This is a genomic window from Methanobrevibacter sp., assembly GCF_017432245.1.
Lineage (GTDB): Archaea > Methanobacteriota > Methanobacteria > Methanobacteriales > Methanobacteriaceae > Methanobrevibacter.
Window position 1 is genome coordinate 23,610 of record NZ_JAFRJO010000058.1, and the last position, 17,805, is coordinate 41,414.

General features: G+C 30.5%; 18 protein-coding genes and 1 pseudogene. 1 reads left to right on the forward strand and 18 read right to left on the reverse strand.

Going from position 1 to position 17,805, the window contains the following annotated elements; all coding sequences use genetic code 11:
* Positions 1–148 precede the first annotated feature (148 nt).
* From IJI80_RS05010 to psmA, 15 genes and pseudogenes are all read right to left on the reverse strand, one after another.
* Positions 149–937 carry a TlyA family RNA methyltransferase gene (locus tag IJI80_RS05010; protein ID WP_292788166.1) on the reverse strand — a complete coding sequence of 263 codons (789 nt, stop codon included), beginning with the start codon at positions 935–937 and terminating at the stop codon, positions 149–151.
* Between the two features lie 455 nt (positions 938–1,392).
* Positions 1,393–2,589, reverse strand: coding sequence for an NAD(P)/FAD-dependent oxidoreductase (locus IJI80_RS05015; RefSeq protein ID WP_292788168.1), 1,197 nt, complete (start codon positions 2,587–2,589; stop codon positions 1,393–1,395).
* A 295-nt stretch (positions 2,590–2,884) separates the two neighbouring features.
* A complete protein-coding gene (locus IJI80_RS05020) occupies positions 2,885–3,397 on the reverse strand; it encodes a hypothetical protein (protein ID WP_292788170.1) in 513 nt (170 codons plus the stop codon).
* Between the two features lie 370 nt (positions 3,398–3,767).
* The gene (locus IJI80_RS05025; RefSeq protein WP_292788172.1) at positions 3,768–4,526 is read right to left on the reverse strand and encodes a 4Fe-4S binding protein; all 759 of its coding nucleotides are present in this window, start codon (positions 4,524–4,526) and stop codon (positions 3,768–3,770) included.
* A 36-nt stretch (positions 4,527–4,562) separates the two neighbouring features.
* Entirely contained in the window at positions 4,563–4,856 is a 294-nt protein-coding gene (locus tag IJI80_RS05030) for a DUF3194 domain-containing protein (RefSeq protein WP_292788173.1), read from the reverse strand.
* Between the two features lie 137 nt (positions 4,857–4,993).
* Positions 4,994–5,341 carry a prefoldin subunit beta gene (locus IJI80_RS05035; protein ID WP_292788174.1) on the reverse strand — a complete coding sequence of 116 codons (348 nt, stop codon included), beginning with the start codon at positions 5,339–5,341 and terminating at the stop codon, positions 4,994–4,996.
* 127 nt (positions 5,342–5,468) lie between these two features.
* Complete coding sequence (locus tag IJI80_RS05040) at positions 5,469–5,744, reverse strand: KEOPS complex subunit Pcc1 (protein ID WP_365953864.1); 276 nt, start codon at positions 5,742–5,744, stop codon at positions 5,469–5,471.
* A 19-nt stretch (positions 5,745–5,763) separates the two neighbouring features.
* Positions 5,764–6,255, reverse strand: coding sequence for a ribonucleotide-diphosphate reductase subunit beta (locus IJI80_RS05045; RefSeq protein WP_292788176.1), 492 nt, complete (start codon positions 6,253–6,255; stop codon positions 5,764–5,766).
* 225 nt (positions 6,256–6,480) lie between these two features.
* Complete coding sequence (locus IJI80_RS05050) at positions 6,481–6,612, reverse strand: DNA-directed RNA polymerase subunit P (RefSeq protein ID WP_292788177.1); 132 nt, start codon at positions 6,610–6,612, stop codon at positions 6,481–6,483.
* Positions 6,613–6,882 (reverse strand): 50S ribosomal protein L37Ae, encoded by a 270-nt coding sequence (rpl37A, locus tag IJI80_RS05055; protein WP_292788178.1) that lies wholly within the window; start codon positions 6,880–6,882, stop codon positions 6,613–6,615.
* A gap of 520 nt (positions 6,883–7,402) precedes the next feature.
* On the reverse strand, positions 7,403–8,194 hold the full coding sequence (rrp42, locus tag IJI80_RS05060; RefSeq protein ID WP_292788179.1) for an exosome complex protein Rrp42: 792 nt from the start codon (positions 8,192–8,194) through the stop codon (positions 7,403–7,405).
* Positions 8,195–8,205: 11 nt separating this feature from the next.
* Positions 8,206–8,916: an exosome complex exonuclease Rrp41 gene (rrp41, locus tag IJI80_RS05065; RefSeq protein WP_292788180.1), complete on the reverse strand. Its 711-nt coding sequence runs from the start codon at positions 8,914–8,916 to the stop codon at positions 8,206–8,208.
* Positions 8,917–9,656: 740 nt separating this feature from the next.
* Positions 9,657–10,445, reverse strand: a pseudogene (rrp4, locus tag IJI80_RS05070) (exosome complex RNA-binding protein Rrp4); the annotation flags it as partial.
* Between the two features lie 139 nt (positions 10,446–10,584).
* Positions 10,585–11,289 (reverse strand): ribosome assembly factor SBDS, encoded by a 705-nt coding sequence (locus tag IJI80_RS05075; protein ID WP_292788182.1) that lies wholly within the window; start codon positions 11,287–11,289, stop codon positions 10,585–10,587.
* Positions 11,290–11,589: 300 nt separating this feature from the next.
* Entirely contained in the window at positions 11,590–12,483 is an 894-nt protein-coding gene (gene psmA / locus IJI80_RS05080; RefSeq protein ID WP_292788184.1) for an archaeal proteasome endopeptidase complex subunit alpha, read from the reverse strand.
* 642 nt (positions 12,484–13,125) lie between these two features.
* Between psmA and IJI80_RS05085 the strand changes: the two genes are divergently transcribed.
* Positions 13,126–15,570, forward strand: coding sequence for a putative glycoside hydrolase (locus tag IJI80_RS05085; RefSeq protein WP_292788186.1), 2,445 nt, complete (start codon positions 13,126–13,128; stop codon positions 15,568–15,570).
* Positions 15,571–15,811: 241 nt separating this feature from the next.
* Here IJI80_RS05085 and IJI80_RS05090 read toward each other — a convergent pair whose 3' ends face one another.
* The 3 genes from IJI80_RS05090 to IJI80_RS05100 form a co-directional block, all read right to left on the reverse strand.
* Positions 15,812–16,189: an Rpp14/Pop5 family protein gene (locus IJI80_RS05090; protein ID WP_292788188.1), complete on the reverse strand. Its 378-nt coding sequence runs from the start codon at positions 16,187–16,189 to the stop codon at positions 15,812–15,814.
* Positions 16,179–17,135: a ribonuclease P protein component 3 gene (rnp3, locus tag IJI80_RS05095; RefSeq protein ID WP_292788190.1), complete on the reverse strand. Its 957-nt coding sequence runs from the start codon at positions 17,133–17,135 to the stop codon at positions 16,179–16,181. Before rnp3 ends, IJI80_RS05090 begins: the two co-directional genes overlap by 11 nt.
* A gap of 135 nt (positions 17,136–17,270) precedes the next feature.
* Positions 17,271–17,711 (reverse strand): RNA-binding protein, encoded by a 441-nt coding sequence (locus IJI80_RS05100; RefSeq protein ID WP_292788192.1) that lies wholly within the window; start codon positions 17,709–17,711, stop codon positions 17,271–17,273.
* Between the last annotated feature and the right edge of the window lie 94 nt (positions 17,712–17,805).

Here is a 17,805-nt window from a genome sequence, read left to right on the forward strand (position 1 = left end):
AGAAAGAGCATTTTTAAGCAATGAAAATTAAGAAAAATAATACTTTCTAAAAATCTAAATTTAAAAAAATAATACTTTTAAGGTTGGAAAAGTTAAAAATAATTAAAAAATGTAAAAATTAAAAAATAAAAATTTAAAAAAGAGAATATCAAATTTCAGGAAATGCCTTATCGAGAATTCTGTCAACATCAATTTCAAGTGATTCCACATTTCTTTTGAAATGTCCCAAATACTCCATATTGCCGCTTTTTCCTTGAATTTTAGAAAGATCCAAATTGATGATATTGTAATCATGACTCTTGAAATAGGAGATTATGTCAAGAATCACATCCTTATGAACTTCCCTATCACTGATTATTCCCTTGAATTTACTAGCCAATTCCTTTCCACATTCAAATTGGGGCTTAATAAGAAAAACCAATTCAAAATCCTCATCTTCAATAGCTATTCTATCAATGATATGCTTTAAGGAGATGAATGATACATCAGAGACTATCATATCTATGCCCTCAAATAAGTTACTTGGGGCATTCTTGAAATTCAACTGTTCATGCAATTCCACTCTTTCATCATTTCTGAGGGAATCTGCCATCAAGTCAGTTCCTACATCAATGGCAACAACCCTTTTAGCGCCATTCCTTAAAGAGCAGTCAGTAAATCCCCCAGTTGAAGATCCAATATCCATAATGCTCCTATTGTTTAAGTCCAAATTGAAGGATTCAATAGCTCCTTCAAGCTTTAATCCTGCTCGGGATACATATTTAAGAGAACTGCTATCTATTATTTCAATTTTATCATGATCTTTGACCATGTAGCTTGCTTTTGTAACTATCTTGTCATTTACCTTTACATTATTGGATTTAATCAATTCCTTTGACTTGGTTCTTGTATTTGCAAATCCATTGCTTACCAAATATTTGTCCAATCTTTCTTTCATTGCAACACCAGCAATCATTAAATCTTAAGTAAGTGTTTAAAAGCATAATTATATTTGTTCATTTTACTTATTAAAATAGATGTGTAAGAAAAATATCAAATAACTTAAAAATCAGCAATTGTGAGAGTGAAAAAAGCCCTAATTTAAAAGATAAAAATGATAATAAAAGCAGTGAAAATAATAAAAAAAATAAAATGGGGAGAAAAGAAAAGAGAATTCATCTCTTTTCTTATTCATATTGTGTTTAAAAATACTAGCTAAGATTAAAAATAAAGAGAATGAACCCTTAAACATATTTTATACTTTATAGTATATAAAGTTTACTTGAAAAATAATAAATTTTAATTGATTTGAATAAAATTTAAAAAAATTGTATGTTTTTTAAAAATTATTAAGAAAATATTATTTTTTAAAAAAAATATGAAAAAAGAGAAAAATAAAAAATAGATTATTGATTAAAATAGAATCTTAAATAACTTTGTAAACTTTAAAGCAAGACGTGGAGATATTTTTAGAAATACTTTTAAAATATCACTTGGAGTCATATTCTTGTAATCAAGCCCTACAAATGCATGAATAATATTATTCAAATCATCATCACTTAAAGAAAGATATACATCACGGGCAATAGCCAATTTAGGAATAGCACCTTGAGTATACTCATCATATAGAACATCATATTCCTTAAGCCTTTCAGCAGAATAATCCTTGTCTCTAATGGCTCTTGCAGCCACCTGACCTGCAGTCTTTCCTCCTAGCATTCCCAAGATTATTCCTCCACCAGTGATTGGATCTACCTGACCTGCTGCATCACCGCAAACCAATAGGTTATCGCTATATATTTGTCCAATCAATCCTCCTATTGGATCTCCACCTACATTAAGTTCAACGGCTTTGGCATTCTTTAATGGAGGATATGATTCAATGAATTCATTTAAGTATTCGATAGCTGGCTTTTTGCTTGCTGAAGATATTGCAATTCCAACATTTGCGATATCATCTCCCTTTGGAAATACCCAAGCATAGCCTCCACTTGCAAAAGCCCCTAAATGAAGTTCAATCAGATCCATTCTCTCACAATCAACACCTGCCATTTCATATTGAACTCCAGACATCATATGCTTTGGACTTGTTATTGAGTTTATTCCAAATGCCCTGGCTATTCTAGATTCAGGACCATCTGCAGCAATTACTATGCGAGCCTTTATTTCAATGATTTCACCCATATGTTCACAATCGATTACATAAAATGAACCTTCAGAATCTTCATCTTTCATGATAGATTTTGCCAATGTCTTTACCATTATTTTTGCACCAGCTCTTGCAGCATCCATAGCCATATACTTATCAAAGACTTTTCGTTCAATGATATAACCTTTTTCAGGCAAAATTGTCTCATCAAGAGTCAATCTTGTTCTATCAGGTGCAATTAGGGTTCCTCCATTGATTCTCTGAACAGCCCATTGAGGATCTGGTTCAATCTCCAACCATTTTAGACCATGATCATAAATTCCTTCAGCACACCTTTTAGGAGTTCCTATTTCTGATTTTTTATCTATCAATATTACACTTGCTCCCCCTAAAGCAGCATGTTTAGCTGCAGCAGAGCCAGCAGGACCTGCACCAATTACCAATACATCAGTTTCCATCATAATTATCATCAAAATCAATAATGTTTTTAATTAATTTTTCTAGTTTAAATTTTAGAATTATATAATAATTAAGAAAATGTAATATTTAAATTTTTAGAAATTCAATTTTCTAAAAAGGAATGCCGAATTAATTATTAATAGGAAATTTTAAAAAATTAATTTAAAAAAAGGGAATTTTAAAAAAAAGATTAGAATATGAAATTTATTTTAAATAAAGAACCAATAAAATCAGCCAAAAAAATATAATGATAGGTTTAAGCAATTTAAACCTACATTTTTAAATCTAAAATAAATATTAAGCTCTCACTGATTCAGATATAAATTCTTTTTCAGATGCAGAAACAACGACCAACTTATCATCTTTTGCATATGCAAAAGTGTAATATGGATAAGTAGTAATGGTATAAATGTAATTGCCACTTACAAATCTAGTTACATTTTCCGGATGATACTCCAGATAACCTGCAACTCCATTAATGGTTTCACTATTACCGCCATAACGACGAGCAGTATCATCAGTTGCCTTATGGCTAGGGTTTTTAGAAACACTGAATGTAAGTGTATCATTTCCATTTTTATAATTTTTTATTTCTGAGAAATAAGCTATATTATCAACAGTTTTGTTATATTTTGTTGTGCTGTTTCTTACAATTTCCTCAAAACCATCAGGGAGATTAAAATCTATTCCATCAACAGTTACAACATTTCCACCATTCAGGAGAGTTCCAAGATCAAAAGCATTGGCCGCCCCTATACTCACAATAGCTAAAATCGCTACAATCAATAGAGCAAATAGTTTTTTATTCATTTAAATGCACCTTAATCCATTTTGTAATATTATTTATATCATTTTTTATAAATAAAATTATTCATTTGATTAAGTATTCATTTAATAATTTTAAATTAAATCATACTATTGTGAAGAAATTTTTATAATTCTATCATAATTTTTATGAAATAGAAATAAAATATTAAAAAATTTTCAAAAGATCAATAAAAAAATAACTGAAAAATAACTGAAATAAAAATAACTAAAAAATAACTGAAATAAAAATAACTAAAAAATAACTAAAATAAAAATAATTAAAATAAAAATATAAAATATGAAAAAGAATAAAAAGAAATAAAAAAAGTGTAAAAATATAAATAAAAAAAATAAAATTAGAAAAGTCATTTATCTAATAATAGAATTCAAGCTCTTTTCTTTCTGCATTTGCACTTTCAAATTTAGGTTTTGTTGCTTCAAATGCATCTCCAGTGAAAGCTCTTGCATTTTCTGGGCAAATGTTAATGCATGATGTGCATCTTGAACATAAGTCAAGGTCTACATCTGCAGGATCATCATCTGGAATAGCTTTCTCAGGACAAACACCCACACATTCAAGACAAAATACACATTTTGCTTCATCACAGCTTACGACAAATGGAAGCTGCTTATAGTCGACATAAGGCCTGTTTCCTGGAATTTCTGATTCTAAAGAACCGCCTGCTTCAATTTTTTCAATGCATTTTTGTGCAAACTCATTGATCTTTTCAATGTCTGCCTCATCAGGCCTTCCAACTGCAACACCATCAAAGATGGAATGATGGCTTATAGTGGATGCTGCTGCGATTACATCAAAATTGTTTTCCTTCAACAAGTCAACAAGTTCAATCAATGCATCACTTACATGGGCATTTCCATAATTTACAACAGCAATAGCTTTAGTATTGTCACCTGTCAATTTTGATAACCTATCCCTTGCGGTTTTTGGAATTCTTCCTGCAAATACAGGCATACCAACTACAACAATATCATCTGATTCAAAATTCTTTTCATCATTGAAATACAACAAGTCACAAACAACACTTTCCTCATCAAAATTGTTAGCTATTTGACTAACTACTTTTTTTGTAGTTTCAGATGGACTGAAAAAAACTGCAATAACCTTACTCATTTTCTCACCTATTTTAATGAAATCAAATTCAATTCATTATCTGTAATGTTCGTTAATGTATTCATCAAGTTCTAAGTAAGACTCATCGATTACTTCATCGATTCTTTCATTAGATAAATCGGACAACTCATCTGTATCAATTTCTATTGACGCCCATACATCAAGTTCCCCTTTTTCATTAGGATAATCAATTTCAATGCTTACATCCATATCCAAAATTTCCTTTTGGGACTTTACTGAAGATGAGATTTTCTTCACAATAGTTTCAGATAAAAAATTTGAAATGTCTTCAAGATCATCTTCAGATAATTCTTTAAGTTTTGATACCATGATAACACCTTAAAAAAATTATTAATAAAAAATTAAAATTTAATGGATTGAATAAAACAAAAAAATTATTTTATACAATACGAATTAAAAAAATGAAAAATAAAAAAAGAAAATAGAAAAAAATAAATTTAATCTATTTATCCTTGAATTCCACCCATAGCTTGTTGGATGGTTGCTTGCATTTCTTCAAGTTTTTTCATGACTCTTTCTTCTTGACGGGTCATGGTTTGTTGTCTTAATTTAAGAGTTTCAACTTTGTCTTCAAGCTCTTCTAATGTTTCATTACGTTCAACTTTAATGAGTAAGTTTCCTGCAGATTTGAATACTTCAGCTCCTTCTGGAGTCTTTTTAAGTTCTGCAAGAGCGGTTTCAGTTTCTCTTAATTGAATGTCAACGTTTTGTTTTTGAATGGTTACAGCTTGAGCTTGTTGTTGTAATTGTTGGAATTGGTTTAATTGATGTTGTATATTTTGTGGAATTTCCATATTTTCACCTTTAATCTTTTTTTTATAATAATATTAGTTTAATTTTTAATTATTCAATATAATTAGCTAATAAATCATTATAGTATAATATATCATTAGTTAAATATTTAAAACTATTGATTGATAATTAAGTTTCAGTCAATTCATTTATCTCAACAGATAATTTAATCCATTTGATAGCTGAATTGATGGATGCTCTAAATGATGTTGCATCTTCTGCATCTATTGTGATTATGATAGAATTCTTATCCAATTTCAAATCCATGGAAGATCTGTAATCAGGAGAAGTCTCAAATTCAAGCAATATTGAATCGTAAACTATTTTAGCTTGCTTTTCTGTGTCAAAATCAATGACAATGTCACTATTGATTGACTTTAATATATCACTTTCACTAATATGAATCTCTCCTAAAAATTTCTATCTAATTTTCAACTATCTTTTTAACGTTTATTTGGAAATCTATTTGTTCTCCTTTCTTATTTACAAAATAGAGAATTGCAAAGTTCTTGTCATCATCATAATCAGCATAGGATATCCTAATGTAATTTGAGTCTTGAGGCTCGGTAGTAACTTCAATCCCTAAGACTTCAGCCAAAACATCCAGTTCCCTTACAGTGGATCTGATTTTCAAATCCTTAGGACTGATGTGAAGACGCTCATTTGTAGTGTTTACAGAAACAAGCAAAGCCAATTTCTCATTTGCCTCAAGGTCATAAAAAGTCAATTTGCTTGGATTTCCCTTAATCTGATACACTAAAACAAGACTGTCATGACCTAATTGCTTTGCTTTAATAAGCAAATCCCTTAAGCTGCTTTTTCCCCTATTGGTATAGTCAAAACCAAAGGCATGGGAAAAATTCTTGCAGAAAGTTCTTGTTTTCTGAGATGGTTTTCTTGATGTAGAAATAAGCATGATAATCCTCTTTTTATATAATTTAAATAAGAATTAGAATTGAAAATGCATAAAATTAGTGAAAAGTATAAAAAACTAATTTTAATATATTAATATTAAAATTAGCAGCTAAAATAACTAAATAGCTAATAAAAATAGGAATGAAAGCAGTGATTGCGACTGCCATAAGCCAAATAGTTATTAAAGATAATTAAAGAATTAATTACTAATAAAAAATATTAATAACTATCTTGCTTTTACAGGTTTTCTAACTTCTGGAACTTTTTTAAATAAAATCCTATATCTACATTTAGGACATTTATTTTCCATGTAACCTTTATGGTCCACTTCAGTTCCACATTCAGGACATCTGTACAATTAGTTTCCTCCAACTACTCTTTTAATGTTACGGGTAGCAGCTTTTGCCATTGGAGTTTCAGGTACGTATGCTCCACCGGTAAAGACAGTACCACATTTTTTACATTCCCAAATTCCAGCGCTTACTCTTTTTACGTAAGGTCTGTCACATTTAGGGCAAACATGTTTCTTTTTCATGTTTTCTTCGATCTTTTTAACTTGTCTTTTTGCTTTTCTTCCGTATCTAGCACCAAATCTGCCAGTAATACCTACTTTTTTTGTTCTTGCCATTTAAAATATCTCCAGTAAAATTGAATTAATTAAATAAGTTATTAAGCTTCAACACCTACAAAGCTTAATCTGAAATATTATTTAATCCTTCACATGATAAACAATAAATATGATAGTGATAAGACATACTCTTGTCTTAAATTGTAAGATTAAATAAAAAAATCTGCTTTACTAATTATAAAACTAAAATAATAATTAAAATAAAGAGAATTCGTTAAAAGTATAAAGCCATTACAGCAATTAGGCTATAAACTTAACTAATAATATAATATAGTATTTGAAAGTATATAAAGTTAATGGTTTTTAGATATTTTAATTTGAGAAAAATAGCTGTTTTTTATTTTAGATTTAAATAAATCTTTAAATTTACAATTTAACATTAAATTAAACCATTTTTTACAATAATTATTTATATTCAAAGGATTTTTAAAAATAAAAATAAAATTGAAAATAAATTATAAGAAATAAAAAATTAATAGAAAAATAAAAAATATTAAAACTAGTAAGGATTAGTTCCAAACTAGTCTAAATTACTTAATAAATCGTCTTTAGTGGTAAATGCCATATGTACAGCATCAAGGATTTCATCCCTGGTTAAAGGTGCTTCTCCACCTTTTTGCATAGAACAGACATGGTTTCCTTCATCAGTAACACCAATGGTTATTCTAGCTTCCAAGATTTCTTCCTCTTCTAAAGAAGGATCTAAAATCAAGCCATCACCGATTTTTACAAAGGTGGATAAAGCCAATTTGTCTCTGATAGGTAAATCCATGGTTTCATCTTCAGACAATACAACTTCATCATCAATGTATTCAGCAACAGGCAATTTAGTGTTCATTAAAGCTGCCATTACAGCAAGATTAGATGCATCAAATAAGTTTCCATCGTAATCAATAACGTGTAAGTCAATGAAAAGCATCCATACTTTTTTGCCTTCTTCAATACAAAGCTTTTCCAAGTCCACTAATTCACTTTCACGAATTCCACGGTCTACTACACGAGCAAGCTCAATGGATTCAGGGCTAGGTGGACCTGGTTCAAATCCAGGAGCAGCCATTGGCAATAGTTCACAATTAGTCATTAATACACCTAAATTAGGAGTGTCACCAAATGGTTCACCAATAGTTGGTTTCACACCTACAATAACTTGGGTGTCACCTAATTTAACTCTTGCAGAACCTTCTGCCTTTTCAATCACATTAGGTTCAATGAAAATATCTCTTCTTTCATCAAAAGCTCTTCCATCAGCTCTTTTACCATCATTTATAAGTCTTGTAATACTTCTTCTAGTAATTTCTGGTACAATATCCATATTTTCACAACCTATTCAGAACTATACCTGTTTTTTAAAGCTTCATGTTGGAGTTCGCTAATTTTCATACATCCTTCCATAGCTAAATCCAAAGCTTCTTCAAATTCTTCTTCAGTTAAGTTACCGTCTGCTTGGAGTAAAGTAATTTCACCGGTTCTTGGCATGATTGCGATAGGAACGTCAGCTTGTCCTTCCTTATCCTCTTTTTCAGATAAGTCCAATACAATTTGGTCATTCACTTTACCTGCAGCACAGCCCACTACAATATCCTTCATTGGAATTCCTGCATCAGCTAAAGCAACAGCAGCTGCGGTAATTCCTGCACAACGGGTTCCACCTTCTGCTTCAATAACTTCAATTGATACATCAACCATAGATCTTGGGAAAGATTCCAACATTAAAGCAGGTCTGAGTGCATCAGCAGCTATTTTGGAAATTTCAGTTGATCTTCTATCTGGACCAGGTCTTTTACGGTCATCTACTGAAAATGGAGCCATATTGTATCTTACTCTAATTACACCAGTATTAGGTTTTAATAAACGTCTGATATAGGATTCTCTAGGACCATAAACAGATGCTAAAATTTTATTTCCACCAACTTCCAAGTAAGCAGAACCATCTGCTCTTTTCAAGACTCCAGCTTCAATTTTAATTGGACGGAGCTCATCATAAGCTCTTCCATCAGCTCTTAATTCTTTGTCATTTGAGATAATAAAAAACACCTCTTCTTGCATCACATTAATCATTAATCATTTAATACAAACAATAATTATTAAATTTTAAATTCAACAGCTTAAATACCTCTTCCTTGTGAAATGTTTAAAGTAGGAGATTTAGAATTATCTGCACGACTTAAATCAAAAGAAGATTTATTGTTCTTTTTTTGCTCATTGATGTATTCATAAGTGTCCATGAAATTAGGCTTTTTGGATTTTTCATCCTTTGAATCATCTTCTGAAGTCTCTTCATTTTCGTCTTCATTTTCTTCATCTTCAGATTCTTCAACAGCTTCTTCATCTTCCTCTTCTGGACTTTCTTCGGAATCTTCTTCAATGTTTTCTTCATCTTCAGATTCTTCAACAGATTCCTCTTCAGAATCATCTAAATCTTCATCATCTTCAGAATCTTCTTCAACTTCAGAATCATCTTCAGAATCTTCTTCGTCTTCAGATTCTTCAACAATTTCATCTCCGTCTTCAGAAATAGCATCAGAGATTACATCTTCCAATTCCTCATCAGAGATATCGTCTTCAAAGTCTTCGATGTCATCATCTGAAGTCTCTAAATCATCATCTTTATCTTCCTCTTCAGAATCCTCATCATCTAAGTCTTCTTCATCAATATCCTCGTAATCTTCAGTTTCATCATTGAAGTCTTCTAAGTCCTCTTCAAATTCATCATCTTCAGAATCATCATCTAAGTCTTCTTCTGAGTCTTCGTCAATGAATCCTTCTTCAGCTAATTCCTTTTCGACCTCATCTCTGAAATCTTGAAGTTCAGGTTTTTTCAAGCCATCTTCGAATGCATCCTCTTCAATCTCTTCCTCTACTTCTTCAACTTCTTCCTCTTCTGGAGGCAATTCGCCGTCAATAAGTAAACAAAGCTTGTTTTTAATTCTATCAGTTAAACCAGATGTATGAGCTTCTTTTTCGATTAACTTGATAATGTTTTTAACGATTTGTTCCATGTCTTCATTACCTTTTACCCAAACAAGACCATTTTGACCGACTACAATCTTACAGCCGGTTTTATCCTTGATCATGTTGATCATGGAACCTTTCTTACCAATTAAACGAGGTACTTTGGTTGGAGCGATATCTACGATAACTCCACCTTTGAATTTGCCCATTCCACGGCCTTTTAAACCTAATTTAACCTTTTTAACTTCATCAACATCAACGATTCTTAAGAAAAGAACATCCCCGATATCAAATACTCTACTTAATTCCTTTTTCTCTCTTCCGAATACTTCAGATGCAGGCAAGATACCAGAGTATGGTGAGTTAATGTCTACTCCCCACATTGAAAATCTGACATCATCGATTTTACCAATAACCACATCTCCTTTTTTAGGAAGATATTTGCTTTTCAAAGGAATTACACTAATTTTCTTATTTCTTAAAGAAACTAAACCTAAGAGTTTGGAACATATTTTTCCATCATCTTCAAAGGTTCCTCTTCCTGGATAATAATCATCCTCTGCTAATAATTCTCCAGGAACAACTAAATCTTTTTCATTCACATATATCATACATATACTTCCCATAAGAGTATATTAAATTCAACTACACACCTAAATTAAAACACCTATAAGTTAATTCAATTAGTCTCTTATTCTCTAATCAAATTAAAATCCATAGCCATTTATTGCCATAGATTGAAACATATAGTTAATTTATTAATTTAGTTTCAGCTTCTCCTCCTGAGATAGAAGCCATTTTATGATTAAAATCATCTTGAAGACCACCAGGCATTTCCACAATTCCAATCCAAGAACCATCTTGTTGCCATTCTTCATTTACAATTTTTCCAAATGGGCGAATTGCAGAATAGGCTTGACCTGCCGCTGTGCTTGGCAATCTAACAGCCATTTTAACTTTTTCAAATTTAATTGGGATTAAAACTTTAATTGCTTTTAAAGCTATTTGAACCTGTTCATCAACAGATTTAAATGCATCGACTTTAACTTTTGCCTCATTCATTGCATTTTCAATTCTCATTGCAGGGTGGGGAAGACCGTTTTGAGGGTTAATACCTTCTCTAGCTATTTTGGCAATAACCTGTTTTCTCTTGTCCTCTTGCATTTGTCTTCTCTGCTCAGCAGTTAATTGAACATGCCCTTTTTTAAGAATTTGGCTAGCCACTTCCAAAACATCAGTTGTTCCAAATACCTTTTCCATAGCTTCTTCAGAAGCCTTATCTCCTTTTTTGGAATCCTTGAATATTTCTTCAACAGCCAATATGTCTTCAATTTCAATTTCTTTTTCATTATCTGGATTTCTAAAGTCTGCAGCTAAATCAGGATCAACTAAAATTTCAAATTTTTCTCCAAAAGATTCTAATCTTGCAATAATAGCATCATCTACATTTACCATGCTTACTCACCAAAAACCAATTAATTTGATATCTTTTAATACATTTAAAAAATAAAAAATGTATGAAAATTTAAATACATTAATAAAAATGTAAAAATGAAAATGAGTTCAAAATGAACTCAAAAATTAAAATATAAAAATTTAAGAGATAGTTAAATAATTTTAGAAAACTTAGGGCTTTTTCAAACCAGTAAGTTTTATTAGATATACTTAACGATCATCCTTAAATGTTTATGTTTGCTTAAGACTTTTTCTGAAAGAACTAGCTTTACGCCAAACTTTGCAGTTTCCCTTAAAGCCTTACTCTTCAGAATCTTTTTCACCATCGCTTTCTTCAGTAACATTTTCATCGACTACATCTTCAGAAGTCTCTTCGGAAGCTTCAGCCTCTGCAGTTTCATCTGCTTCTTTTTCAACTACTTCTTCAGCCTCTTCCTCAGATTCTTCTTCCTCTTCTTCAGCATTTCTCTCAAGAAGAGCTTCGACATACTCAGATACTTCATCATCAGAAAGTTTTCTGTAGCTTTGAGTATCTACTTCAATGACAGCTATTTCAACGCTTTGAGCGGTAGTTCTGCCTTCAGTAGCTTCATAAAGTGCATCTAAACCTAAGCTGATTGCATCTTCTAAGCTAATGTCATCATCATATCTTTCTTCAAAGACGTCCATAGCTGCTTGTACACCAGATCCAATAGCAGTTGCTTTGTATTCAATTAAAGCTCCACTTGGGTCTGTTTCGAATAATTTAACGTCATCACCATTCACTCCACCAATGATGAGTGCTGAACCGAAAGGCCTTACACCACCATTTTGAGTGTACATTTGTTTCATGTCACAGATTTTTTTAGCTAAACCTCCAACGAGAATTGGTTCATTATAAGTTATTCTGTTAATTTGAGACTCAATACGTGCTCTTTCAATCAATGCTCTTGCATCAGCTACAAGACCAGAGGTAGCAGCACCGATATGATTGTCGATTTGGAATATTTTTTCAATAGATTTTGCTTCAACTAATCTGCTTACAGTTCTTTTATCTACAATGAGAACTACACCTTCTTTGGATTTAAGACCTAAAGAGGTGGTTCCTCTTTTTACAGCTTCTCTTGCATATTCTACTTGGAAAAGTCTTCCATCTGGACTGAATACAGTAATTGCTCTGTCGTATCCAGCATTTTGTTGTTGTAAAGGTTGCATTTAATATCACCTATTTTTTCTAAAATTTTAAATTTCACAAACAAATTACTTAATAAATTACATATTTTATTTAAAATCAATCCAATTTATCTAAGCTAAGCAATGATGTTTATAATCTATTAAATAATAATTAAAAGATTTAAATGAAATTTAAATCAAATACTGAATTATTTAATATTTACTTATTCTATCTTATTTCATCTTATTTCAAAATCACAGTTATTTAAAAAGAAAATATAAAATTTTAACTGTAATTTTCATTAAACAATTGCATTTAAACAAATTCAAATTAATCTTAAAAAATAAACCAAACATTCTGTTATTTGGTAATATGTATTTTATTGATATTTCTGTCAATAATATATTATTATAAAGTTACTTATAAATGTAATGATTTATTTATGATTTTTTATGAACATGATCCATATTATCTTAATTCAAAGAACTGGAATATTATTAAAAAAGGCGAAATTTTGCCTAAAAAGATAAAATAAGCCCAAATAAAAAAAATAGAAAAACATTAAATAAAATAAAAAATAAAAAATAAAACTATATTTATAAAAATATTAAGCTTTTATTCAAAAAAATAACATATGATTAAAAATAAGGAAAATGAATAAAAGCCAGGATTGAGGACTATTTATGCGCATTGGAAAAACTATTTTTAGTAAGAAAAATATTTTAATCACATTATTGATATTTGCTTTAATCCTTTCAATTTCAAGTGTTTCAGCAAGTGAAGGTGACAATATTAATCTAAATGATGGAGAAAGTTTAGATACTGCTATTGAAAGTGATATAAACAATAATGAAATTGGGAATATCGGTGAAGATACAATTTTAAATGAAGGGGATTCCAATGATTCCTCTAATGATGAAACAAATGATGATGGAACAAGCAATGATGAAACAAGCGATGATACAACAGAACCTGAGGAGGAAACAGTAAGCATTACAGCTAAAGACCTTACTAAATATTATAAGGGAACTGCTAAGTACTCTGCCAGATTGGTGGATGAGAATGGAAATGCTATTCCAAATAGACTTGTTTCAATTACATTCAATAATAAGGTTTACAATAGAACAACTGATAAAAACGGATATGTCTCACTGTCAATTAATGCAAATGTAGGAACTTATAAAATATTAGTTAAGGATCTTACAAGCGGCACTAAAATGACATCAACTGTAAAAATTTTAAGCACCATCAAATCAAGCGATATTTCTAAAGTTGTAAAAGATGCCAGAAGATTCAAAGCTACTTTCCTAACTAATAATGGAAAACCCTTTATTTACACACATATTAAATTTAAGATCAATGGCAAAACTTACAAAGTGAAAACAAACGGCAATGGTGTAGCAAGCTTATCCTTAATAAATCTTAAGAAAGGAACCTACAAAATAGTTTCCTATAATATTGATGGCTTAAGTAAAGTCAATTATGTCAAAGTTGTGAAAACAGCTAAAACTAAACTTTTAGCAAAGAATTACATATTCCTTATTGGTGATAAAAAAGTGATTAGAGTTACTTTGCATAATCAATTTAATTATGCGCCTGGCCGTGGAAAAGTAGTTAAATTTGTTGTCAATGGTAAATCATACAAGAAAAAGACTAATTCCAAAGGTGTTGCAATCTTAACTCTCCCTAAATTAAAAAAGGGCACTTACACTGTAAAATATTACTTCGCAGGAAACAAATACTACAAGGCATCAAGCGCTAAGAGTAAAGTAATCATCTTGCCTAATAAAAGTTCTAAATTAAATGCAGTGGGCACTAAAGTATTCGGATATGGTGCAAAGACAAAATTTAAAGTAAAATTAACTGCAAGCGGGTTTGCAATACCAGATAGGAAAATCATAATAAGCGTGAAAAATATGAATTACACTCGAGTAACAGATAATTCAGGTATCGCTTATCTTACAATTGGAATGAGAATAGGCAATTATGAAATGTCTTATAAATTTAATGGGGACTCTGAAGTAAATGCTGCAAGCGGAAAAACAAACATTACCGTTAGGGAAAGAACTGGAACAAATATTACTTGGAGAAGTTCCGATTCATTCTACCAAGGCCCTCAGTATTATTATGTCCAATTAACTGATTTGAACAATAACAGATTAGCAAATAAAGTTCTAAAATTGACAGTTAACAATGTAAATTATCAAGCTACAACAAATGCTAATGGAATTGCTAAATTCACTGCAAATGTACGCCCAGGCAATACCACTGTACACTTTTCATTTGCCGGTGACAATTACTATGCCCCAAGTTCAAATAAGCAAAAAATCTCTGTTGAGAAAAGGGATTTCAATGGATTTGGATATTGGTTATTCGGATCAAACATGAAAAAAGTAGATCTTAATCTCCTTGCAAATAAAGGAACCACTGACATATTCCTAAATTTCCAAGCATTAACATTGCATGGCGAATCCACAGTAGAGAACTGGATTGGCAATGCAAACAAATTAGGCATAAGAGTCCATATCTGGATGCAAACATTCCATTATGGTTCAACTTGGATAAACCCAGTGAAGAATGGCGCTCCAAATTATGCAGAATTTGATAAAATAATTGCCAAGGCAAAACATTATGCAAGTGTAAAAGGTGTTTCAGGCATTCACTTTGATTATTTAAGATATCCTGGAAACGCTTACAAAACTAAAGGATCAACCAATGCAATAAGCACCTTTGTGAAAAGAGCATGCAATGCACTTCATGCTTCACATCCAAAAACCATTCTTTCTGCATCCATTATGCCAGAAAAAACCAGTAGCGCTTATTATTATGGTCAAGACTACTCAGTGATAAGTAAATATATGGATATAGTCATGCCAATGATTTATAAAGGCAATTATCATAAGAATAGCACTTGGATTACCACTACTACAAAATGGTATAAAACAAACTCTAAAGGAGCAAAAGTTTGGGTGGGATTACAATCATATAAATCAGATGCTGATGTTACCAAACTTTCTTATAATGCACTTAAAACAGATGCGCAAGCTGCATTGAATGGAAATGGTGATGGAGTATTGATGTTCAGATGGGGACTTAGCCAAATGCTAGACTTCCTTTCCCTAAAATAGCTGATTAAAAAAATAATCCAAGAATAAATATTTAAATTTCGAATCCATCATTGATGGATTCATTGCTATTTTTTTATAAATTAATTAGATTTTACAAAAATTTTCTAAAATATTTAAAACTCTTTTAAGAATAATTAAAAATAATAAAAAAAGTTAAAACCCATTTTTTAAAAAATATATAAAATAAAAGGGTATGAAATCTTTTTTAAAAAATATAAAAAATAAAATTAATTTAAGAAAACTAATCTTCAATAAATTTAGAAATTCCAGATTTGATTGTTCCTGAAACTCCAATTGTGTTGATGGCAATTCTTTTTTTATTTTGCCTTGTTAAAGTAGACAGTGCAACCCTTACATCATCTTCATAAGATCTCCCACATCTTAAGACTGTCTTATAATTGAAAATAGCTTCATTATTTTGAGTGCTTTCTTCAATAAGGTAGTGTCTCATAACCCATAAATCAAAGTTGCTTGAATGGTTCTCTCCCCAGTATCTAATACAAGCATCCCAGCTATATGAAAGCATATCCTCTATAGAAATTTCCACTTCTGACTTTATATCAAGAATCAAATAATGATGATTCTTCCTAAGTGTAGGAGGCAATACCTTAAGCTTCATATTCATCCTCCTTAATTTGAATATCATCAATCAATTCAAAATCATCATCTAACAAAACCTCATCAATATCATCAATCAATTCAAAATCATCATCCATAAAATCATCATCAATTAAATCATCTTGAAAGTCTTCAGATTCATTAAATTCTTCCAAATCACTATCCATATTATCATAAGTGTCTGTGAAATCATCGGTATCAATAAGTTTTACACCATTTACAATCATGTCATGTCTTTCCTTATTGAAATCAACAATCTTTTTAGGGTAATAGTAAAATCCATTATAGATTTCTTCATCACTAAACCCAATGGATTTGAAGAAAGCTGCAATGTCTCTTGTAGAGCGGACATGATAAATTGATTTGGAATCTGTTGTTAGAATCAAAGGAAACTTGAATTTGCGATGAAACATCATTATTTCCTTAAAACTGCTTATTACACGAGCCCTATATTTAAGGCGATTGTTTAAAATATCCCTAAAGCATAATTCAATAGCTACATTATTCCTTTGAGCTTCCTTTGCCAAGACGTGATTCATTCCAGAATCCTTTCTCTTATAGTAAGGTCTTGACAAAACATCAATTCTGCGGTTTTCACATACACTGCGATTGATCTTTAAGTCTCCACCTAAGCAACTGATGTAATTGGATTTATTGCGATATCTATTGATGATTTTTCTAATTTCATTGGAATCAGCATTGAGAATATTTATTCCCATAGAAAGCTCAGCATGCTCAAAATTAGTTTTTTTATTCCTATAGGTCTGATTGAAGTCTATATTTGACAATTCATCAATCAAATCATCCTTATATTCTAGAGCTTTTTCAAAATTGTCATGAGAATAATTCAAATTAAGATAATCCCAACCGAACTTATTGGCTTCCTTGACTAAAGCCAAGTCATTTTCGTAATTCTGTCCTCTTAAATTCAAGTCATAAAATTTCATTTGATTACCTTAATCGCTTTTTAAAAATAATTTATATAAAAATAATTTATTTAAACAATATTGATTAATTCTCTTTAAAATAACTCATAAAAAAGAATATATTTTATAATTTATTTTTACTGTTTAAAATAGTTTCTAATCATTCTTGATATTCTCAGGGAATATTTCAGAGATTTTCTTAATTGCAACCTCTTTTTTAGCAGGATAAGCAGCTATTTTGATCTTTAGATGGATGCTGTCTCCACCATCGAGAATCTCCCACTCTTCTTCCAAAGCCTTTTCTTTAGATAACCTTAAGAACAGATTACCCTTTTCATCCATTTTCCTATCCAAATCATTATATAATTTAATCAATTGGTCTTCTCCAATGGATTCCACAAGAGTGTTTAGGAATTCTTTTGTTTCCCTTTTTTTGGAAACGGTTCCAGTCAAAATAAGCATTTTCTCTTCCAAAAGACCTTCTGCCTCTTCCACTTCAGGTTCTGCAGTAGGCAATATATTCAAAAGAGCTTCTAAAACTTCATCTTTATCCTCATTTTCGTAAATAAAGACACGATATCTGATATTATGAATCATGATTAACAATCCCAATAATAAAATCAATTCAATTTAATTAAATTATAAAATGAAATGATAATAATTGTAAAAAAAGTAAGATTATAATTAAAAA